Genomic DNA, 6894 nt, shown 5'->3' on the forward strand with positions numbered 1-6894 from the left:
TCCGCCGTTATGCGGCGGCGTGGCGCAGCCAGTTCGAGCGGCGACTGCGGCTGGCCGCAGTCTTTGCCCACCTCGCGATGCGGCCAGCCGCCGCTGCCTTGCTGATGGAACTGGCACGCAACTGGCCGGGGCTGCTGACGCTGGGCGCGCGCTGGGGTGACAAGACGCGCTGCGCCGTCAATGCCGTGACGATCGCCGCGCTGGCGCCGATCAGGGTGACGGCGGCCGCGTCCAGCGCTGACTACGGATTCGCCTTGCCCGCCCTCCGGGGGGGCCGGAAAACACGCAATGACCATAACGAAGGAAAACAGATGACGACCACTCTCGAAGGACTGTGTGCCATTCTGGTCAAGGACTACCAGCTTGATCCGGATGCGGTGACAATCGATGCGCCGCTGGAAGGGCTGGGCATCGACTCACTCGGCGTCGCCGAGCTGATGTTCCCCGTCGAAGACCAATTCAGGATCCGGCTATCACCGGACTCGGTACGACTGACGACCGTCGGCGACATGGTTCGCCACATCGACGAGCTGATGGCGATGCAGCACGGTGGTGATGCACAGGCTGGCGTAGCCACGCTGCACTCCTCATGCGTACGATGAGGAGGCGCGTCGCAGTCACCGGCATGGGAGTCGTCTCGCCGCTCGGCAATGCCGCGGCCGCGGTGTTTGCCAATGCCCAGGCCGGCCGCTCGGCGATCCACCGCCTCGACGTCCCGTTCGCCACGCGACTCGTCGCCCCCCTTGTGGCTAGCGCAAGCTTTGACGCCACCAAGCATTTCGAGCCACCGAAGCTGCGCATGCTCGACCGGGTCAGCCAGTTCGCCCTCGTCGCCGCCACGCAGGCGCTCGACGGTGCGCGCGATGCCCTGAGTCAGCTTGACCGCCGCCGGGCCGGCGTTTTTGTCGGTACCGGGATGGGCGGCTCGCAGACCAGCGACGACGGCTACAAGACACTCTACGGCGACGCATCGGACCGCATCAAGCCGTTCACCGTGCTGATGGGCATGCACAATGCGCCCGCCGCATGGATTGGCATCGAACACGCGCTGTGTGGCTCGAATCTGACGTATTCGACCGCCTGCTCGTCGTCGGCGGTGGCCATCGGCGAGGCCTGGCGGCGCGTCGCCTGCGGTGACCTGAAGGTGGCCATTGCCGGCGGTGCCGAAGCGCCGCTTGCTTTCGGTTCCTTGAAGGCCTGGGAGGCGCTGCACACGCTGGCCGCCATCGAGACGGCGGCGATCAGGGCGGTGTTTGGCGAGCGCGCAGGCCGTATTCCGATCAGTGCGACGAAGGCGCTGCACGGACACCTGCTGGGCGCAGCCGGTGCGCTCGAATGTGTGCTGTCGCTGCTGGCCATGGAGAGCGCGGTGGTCTTGCCGACGATGCACCTGCAGGCGCCGGATCCGGAGTGCGACCTCGACTATGTGCCGAATGCGGCCCGCGAAACCCCCGTCGTGCGGACGATGCTGTCGAACTCGTTCGCGTTCGGAGGAACGAACGCCGTCCTCGTTCTCGGTGCAGCGTCGTAGCTGAAGCGGGGCCGACGGTCGTGCTGCCAGGGCGATGACTTTTTCCCTATGGGCGCTGCTCATCGGCGCATTGCTGATCACCATGGCCCTGGCCGGCTCGTTGCTGAAGCGCCTGCCGGTGAGCGCTTCGATGCTCTATCTGGCGGTCGGCTTCGGCCTTGGCACTGCCGGTTGGGGGCTGATGACGCCAGACCCGCGACAAGTGCCCGACATTCTCGAACGCGTTACCGAAGTCGCGTTGTTGATCTCCATCTTTTCCGTCGGCTTGAAACTGGGCCTGCCGCTTTCCAGCCGGCAGTGGCGCTTGCCGCTCCGCCTGGCATTTGCGTCGATGGCGCTGACAGTCGGGCTGATCGCCGCGGTTGCCTTCTTTCTCATGGGACTATCGCTCGGCGCCGCCGTCCTGCTCGGGGGCATTCTGGCACCCACCGACCCGGTGCTGGCGTCTGACGTCCAGGTCGACGAGCCCGGTGACCGCGACCTGCTGCGCTTCAGCCTGACCGGCGAGGGCGGGCTGAACGACGGCGCCGCCTTTCCGTTCGTCTTGCTCGGCCTCGGTTTGCTCGGTCTGCACGATCTTGGCGCCGCCGGCTGGCGATGGCTGGCGATCGATGTCCTCTGGGGGCTGGCGGGCGGACTTGGCATCGGCGCTCTGCTCGGCACGATGATCGGCAAACTGGTGATCTATCTGCGCACCCATCACCAGGAAGCCGTCGGACTCGACGAGTTTCTCGCCCTCGGTCTCGTCGCCCTGGCCTACGGCGTCGCGCAGCTTGCCCACGCTCTCGGGTTCCTGGCGGTGTTTGCCGCCGGTCTGGCCCTGCAACGCGTGCAGGAGGATAGCCGCTCGCAGGGCGCTCCGAAGGAGGGGCCAGCCGGCTTGCAAAACAAGACAGCGCATCTTGCCGTTGCCACCCATCCTGACCTGGCCAGTGCCTATATGCAACAGGCGGTACGCGGCTTCAACGAGCAACTGGAACGTATCGCCGAACTGGTCATCGTTCTGGTGGTTGGCGCGATGCTGCCCTATGTTCGCGTCGACTGGGCCACGCTCGGCTTCCTGCTGCTGCTGTTCGGGGTGCTGCGCCCACTATCGGTGTGGGTTGGCTTGCTTGGAGAAGCGGTGTCTCGCGATCAGCGCCTTCTGATCTCCTGGTTCGGCATCCGGGGCATCGGGTCGATCTACTATCTGATGTTCGCCCTCAACCACGGCCTGTCCGGCCCCGTCGTCGACCAGGCGATCACGCTTACCCTGACCACCGTGGCCGTTTCGATCGTCATCCATGGCATCTCCGTGACGCCCTTGATGAATCTGTACGCCAGGCGAAAAGTCGGCCGGCGCGACCGCACCGCAAGCGGCAAGCACGGCAACGAAGCGCCCTGATAGGTCGCTGCAGCCTTCCGCCGCGCGCTGACGCGGATTACCTCGCGATCAGCATCGGCTTGCCGGGTGGTTCTCTGACCAGCCTTTGGCAAATGGCTCAGTGCTTGATCGGCTTGAACTCCGGATCATCGAAATATTGTCCGTACTCTTCGAGCGAGCTCCCGCGTCAGCTCATCTCGAAGGCCTCCTGATGGAAGCGCCCTGGCCCGCCCATGGCACGTAAGCCATTGAGCAAGGAATCGGCCAGCCCGCGCGGACCGCAGAACCAGATTTCCGCATTTCTTGCTTCGCCCAGCAAAGCCGCCTGCAAGGTCGCTCCCTGCCGTGCGCCGTGAATATGAAGATGAATGCGGGGCAGCTTCGCACAGAGGCCTTCGAGACGCGGCACAAAAGCATCGGTCACCTGATCGCGGGTGCAGTAGTGCAGGTCGGCCGCAGGTGCCGCATCGGGATCGGTCTGCAGCGACTCCAGCCAGGCGAGGAAGGGCATGATGCCAATTTTTCCTTCGGCAAGCGACCCTCGCGACCGACGGTCGTTTTGAGGATGTCACCCGACAACTCGATCAGCCTGTGCATCGCGGCAAAGGAAATGGCCAGGATGCCGGCCCACTTGTGCGTTCGGTAGACCCGGTCCATGCCGATTTCCTCGACCGATGACGTTTTCCATCGGTCAGCAGCCGGCATTCAGTTGGGGTTCGATGGCTTTGTAAAAGTTGACCCTCAACGGAAAAGGGCACACGCAAGCCTTGCGCTGCCCCTCAACGACCGACGCCTGAGTCGGCTCTGCTCCGGCTGCTATTGGCAGATCGACCAGACCCATGACGGCATGACGGCATGCCGGCAGAAACCTGCTCGACAACGCCTGCAAGTGGGCTGCGCATCAGGTCGAGGCCAGAAAACGCGAAGCCGATGTGGCCGTCCGGCGGCAAAGCGGCGCGGGAACAGGGGGGCGTCCTCGCGATTCCGGTGTCAGAGACTCGGGCCAACGCTCTGAGGAGCGGCGATGGACGGCACGGCCTGATCGGCGGGTGGCGCCAGGTTCCCGCCCTCGTCCTCCCAGTTACGCAAACCTTCTTCGAGCTGGTATTTCTCCAGACGCCGGGTGCGACGGCCAAGGCCATAGGCAGCCGTCGCGCTTGCGACCAGTGCCAGGGAAAGCAGGAAGAACCTGCTGGTGCTCATGGTTTTTTTCATCTTCCGGGTGTCCTTCTTCATGGTCATGCTGGCGTCAGCCGGAACGCCGCCCGCTAATGACGTTGACCAGGATCGAGACGATGGCAATCACCAGGAGAATATGAATGAAGCCACCCATGGTGTAGGAAGAAACCAAACCCACGAGCCACAGGACGATGAGAACGACGGCGATTGTGTAGAGCATGTCGATTATCCATTCCAGGTTGTATTTGGGGTTTCCCCGGTCAAGCAAGCGCTCAAACCGGGCCTTGACGGGTTCGGCCAGCGCGCTTGTCGCTGCTTGCTGAACTCAACAGGCATTCTCCTCGTCACGGTCCGCAAGTGTCTGTGCGCCTGCGTACATATGATCTCGCCGGCCGTCGCCGTGGTCCTGCATGCTCTCCCGTTGGCGCGAGCGGTCAATCCGGATCGCGCGCGCAGATCCGGAAGAATCGCGGTGAAGTGGGGACGCCGATGCGCGCGCCCGCACCGGAGTCGGGGTACGTGGGGTATACTCGCGCTTGGCAGTTCTACCGCGTTGGAGAGGAGCGTGGCCTTGCCTGGCGACCATCAGGAAGACCCCCTGGAAAACAAATTGCTTGCCGCACTACCGGACGCCGACCTGGCCCGCTGGCTGCCACAGCTCGAACCCGTGGACCTGCCCCTCGGCAAGGTGCTTTACGAGTCCGGAAGACGCCTGAGCCACGTCTATTTCCCGACCACGGCGATCGTTTCGCTGCTGTCGGTGATGGAAGACGGCGCCTCGGCCGAGATCTCCGTCGTGGGCCACGAAGGCATCGTCGGCGTTTCCTTGTTCATGGGGGGCGACTCGACGCCTAGCCGGGCGGTGGTGCAGAGCGCTGGCCGGGGATTCTCCCTGAAGGCGCACCTGCTGCTCCTGGAGTTCAACCGCGCCGGTTCCGTGATGCACCTCCTGCTGCGCTATACGCAGGCCCTGATCACCCAGATGGCGCAGACGGTGGCCTGCAACCGGCACCATTCGGTGGATCAGCAACTGTGCCGCTGGCTGTTGTTGAGCCTGGACCGCTTAGCTTCGGACGAACTGGTGATGACGCAGGAACTCATTGCCAACATGCTGGGCGTTCGCCGTGAAGGGGTCACCGAGGCTGCTGGCCAGTTGCACAAGGCCGGCCTGATCGACTACCGGCGTGGGCACATCACGGTACTTGACCGTCCCGGGCTCGAACGGCGCAGTTGCGAGTGCTACGGCGTCGTCAAGAAGGAATACGATCGCCTGCTGCCGGCAAGCAAGGCAACCTGAGCTTGCTCTCTCTGCCCACCCGACGGCTGCCCAGGGCGCTCTTCGACAACCCTTCAAGCGGCCATGCCGCGCAGGATGACTTGCCATGACTTTCGGAAAAGTGACGATCAAGCAGCTACGAACCGGCGTGCCGGGGCTGGACGAAGTGCTCGGAGGCGGCCTGCCCGAGTTCTCCTTCAATCTCATCGCCGGCCAGCCCGGATGCGGCAAGACCACCCTGGCGCACCAGATCATGTTCGCGCTGGCGACGCCCGAGCGCCCGGCACTCTACTTCACGGCCATTGGTGAGCCGCCGCTGAAAATGTTGCGCTACCAGCAGCAGTTCGACTTCTTCGACCTCGACAAGCTCAACCACAGTGTCCGCTTCATCAACCTGGCGGAAGACACGGCCTCGGGCGACATCGCCAGGGTACTCGGGCGCATCGTCGCGGAAGTCGAGGAACGCCAGCCGGGACTGGTCTTCGTGGATTCTTTTACGTCGGTGGTCCTCGCCAGTCGCGATGAAGGCAAGTCGCTCGTCGGCCTACAACAATTCGTCCAGGATCTCGGCGTACTGATGGCGAGCTGGCAGGCCACGACCTTCCTGATCGGAGGCTACTTCAGCGAGAACGATCAGAACCCGATCCTCACCGTCACCGACGGGCTGTTCTGGCTGCGCCAGAGTGTGCAGGGCAACTCCATGGTCCGCAAGCTGGAGATCATGAAGATGCGCGGGCAGTGCACCCTGCCGGGATTGCACACCTTTCGCATCAGCTCGGCGGGAATTCACGTCTTCGCTCCGCCGCAACTCGCCATGCCGGCTCCTCCACCATCGGTGGCGTCCTTCGGCGATCGCCTGCGGATGGGCGTGCCCGGCCTGGACGAGATGATGGGCGGCGGTCTGCCGCGCGGCTACTCCTTGCTGGTCGCCGGCCCGTCGGGGTCGGGCAAGAGCATCCTGGCCGCCGCCTTTCTGGCCGAGGGCGCGCGCGGCGGTGAGACGGGGGTGATCGCGGCTTTCGAACAGCGGCCCAACCACTCGCGCGGCCGCGCCATGGTCGATCTGATCGAGAGCGGCCGGGTCGGCGTCGTCGACACGCGCGCCGCGGCACTATCGGTTGACGAGATTGCGATGCTGCTGATCACGGAAATCCACCGGATCAGGGCGACGCGTGTCGTCATCGATTCGCTCTCCGGCTTTGAACTTGCCCTGGCGCCCACCTTCCGTGACAATTTCCGGGAATCGCTGTCGCGCATGGTGTCGGCCCTGGCCAGCACCGGCGTCACGGTCCTGATGACCTCGGAGCTGGAGGACCGCTACAACGATCTGCGCTTCAGCCCCTACGGCACGGCCTTCCTGACCGATGCGATCATCGTGCAGCGTTATATCGAGGTGGACAGTTGCCTGCGGCGAGTGATGGCCGTGGTGAAAGTGCGCGCGAGCGCGCACACCAACGAGTTGCGTCTGTTCCATATCGACGACCAGGGCGTCGTGATCGGCGAGCGGCTCGCCGATCACGAGGGGCTGCTGGGTGGCCGGCCAAG

At 64.4% G+C, this 6894-nt stretch carries 8 protein-coding genes; 5 read left to right on the forward strand and 3 right to left on the reverse strand.

What is annotated here, in order from left to right:
• From CAPSK01_RS23120 to CAPSK01_RS14460, 3 genes are all read left to right on the forward strand, one after another.
• The coding region (locus CAPSK01_RS23120) for an acyl carrier protein (protein WP_273703740.1) at positions 1-602 on the forward strand (602 nt) is incomplete at its 5' end.
• Positions 599-1531, forward strand: a complete 933-nt coding sequence (locus CAPSK01_RS14455; RefSeq protein WP_034928089.1) for a beta-ketoacyl synthase N-terminal-like domain-containing protein — start codon at positions 599-601, stop codon at positions 1529-1531. The genes CAPSK01_RS23120 and CAPSK01_RS14455, both read left to right, overlap by 4 nt.
• A 34-nt stretch (positions 1532-1565) precedes the next feature.
• Positions 1566-2915, forward strand: a complete 1350-nt coding sequence (locus CAPSK01_RS14460) for a cation:proton antiporter (protein WP_034928092.1) — start codon at positions 1566-1568, stop codon at positions 2913-2915.
• A 166-nt stretch (positions 2916-3081) separates the two neighbouring features.
• On the opposite strand, the gene CAPSK01_RS14465 is transcribed toward CAPSK01_RS14460, so the two are convergent.
• The 3 genes from CAPSK01_RS14465 to CAPSK01_RS23125 all read right to left on the reverse strand — a co-directional run bounded on the left by CAPSK01_RS14465 (position 3082) and on the right by CAPSK01_RS23125 (position 4293).
• Positions 3082-3405, reverse strand: coding sequence for a hypothetical protein (locus CAPSK01_RS14465; protein WP_034928095.1), 324 nt, complete (start codon positions 3403-3405; stop codon positions 3082-3084).
• A 479-nt stretch (positions 3406-3884) separates the two neighbouring features.
• Positions 3885-4097, reverse strand: coding sequence for a hypothetical protein (locus CAPSK01_RS14470; RefSeq protein WP_034928098.1), 213 nt, complete (start codon positions 4095-4097; stop codon positions 3885-3887).
• Positions 4098-4143: 46 nt separating this feature from the next.
• Positions 4144-4293, reverse strand: a complete 150-nt coding sequence (locus CAPSK01_RS23125; RefSeq protein ID WP_273703741.1) for a lmo0937 family membrane protein — start codon at positions 4291-4293, stop codon at positions 4144-4146.
• A gap of 345 nt (positions 4294-4638) precedes the next feature.
• On the opposite strand from CAPSK01_RS23125, the gene CAPSK01_RS14475 reads away from it, so the two are divergent.
• Together CAPSK01_RS14475 and CAPSK01_RS14480 are read left to right on the forward strand one after the other, a co-directional pair.
• Positions 4639-5370: a Crp/Fnr family transcriptional regulator gene (locus CAPSK01_RS14475; protein WP_273703742.1), complete on the forward strand. Its 732-nt coding sequence runs from the start codon at positions 4639-4641 to the stop codon at positions 5368-5370.
• Between the two features lie 85 nt (positions 5371-5455).
• The coding region (locus tag CAPSK01_RS14480; protein ID WP_034928337.1) for an ATPase domain-containing protein at positions 5456-6894 on the forward strand (1439 nt) is incomplete at its 3' end.

The organism is Candidatus Accumulibacter vicinus, from assembly GCF_000584955.1.
Lineage (GTDB): Bacteria > Pseudomonadota > Gammaproteobacteria > Burkholderiales > Rhodocyclaceae > Accumulibacter > Accumulibacter vicinus.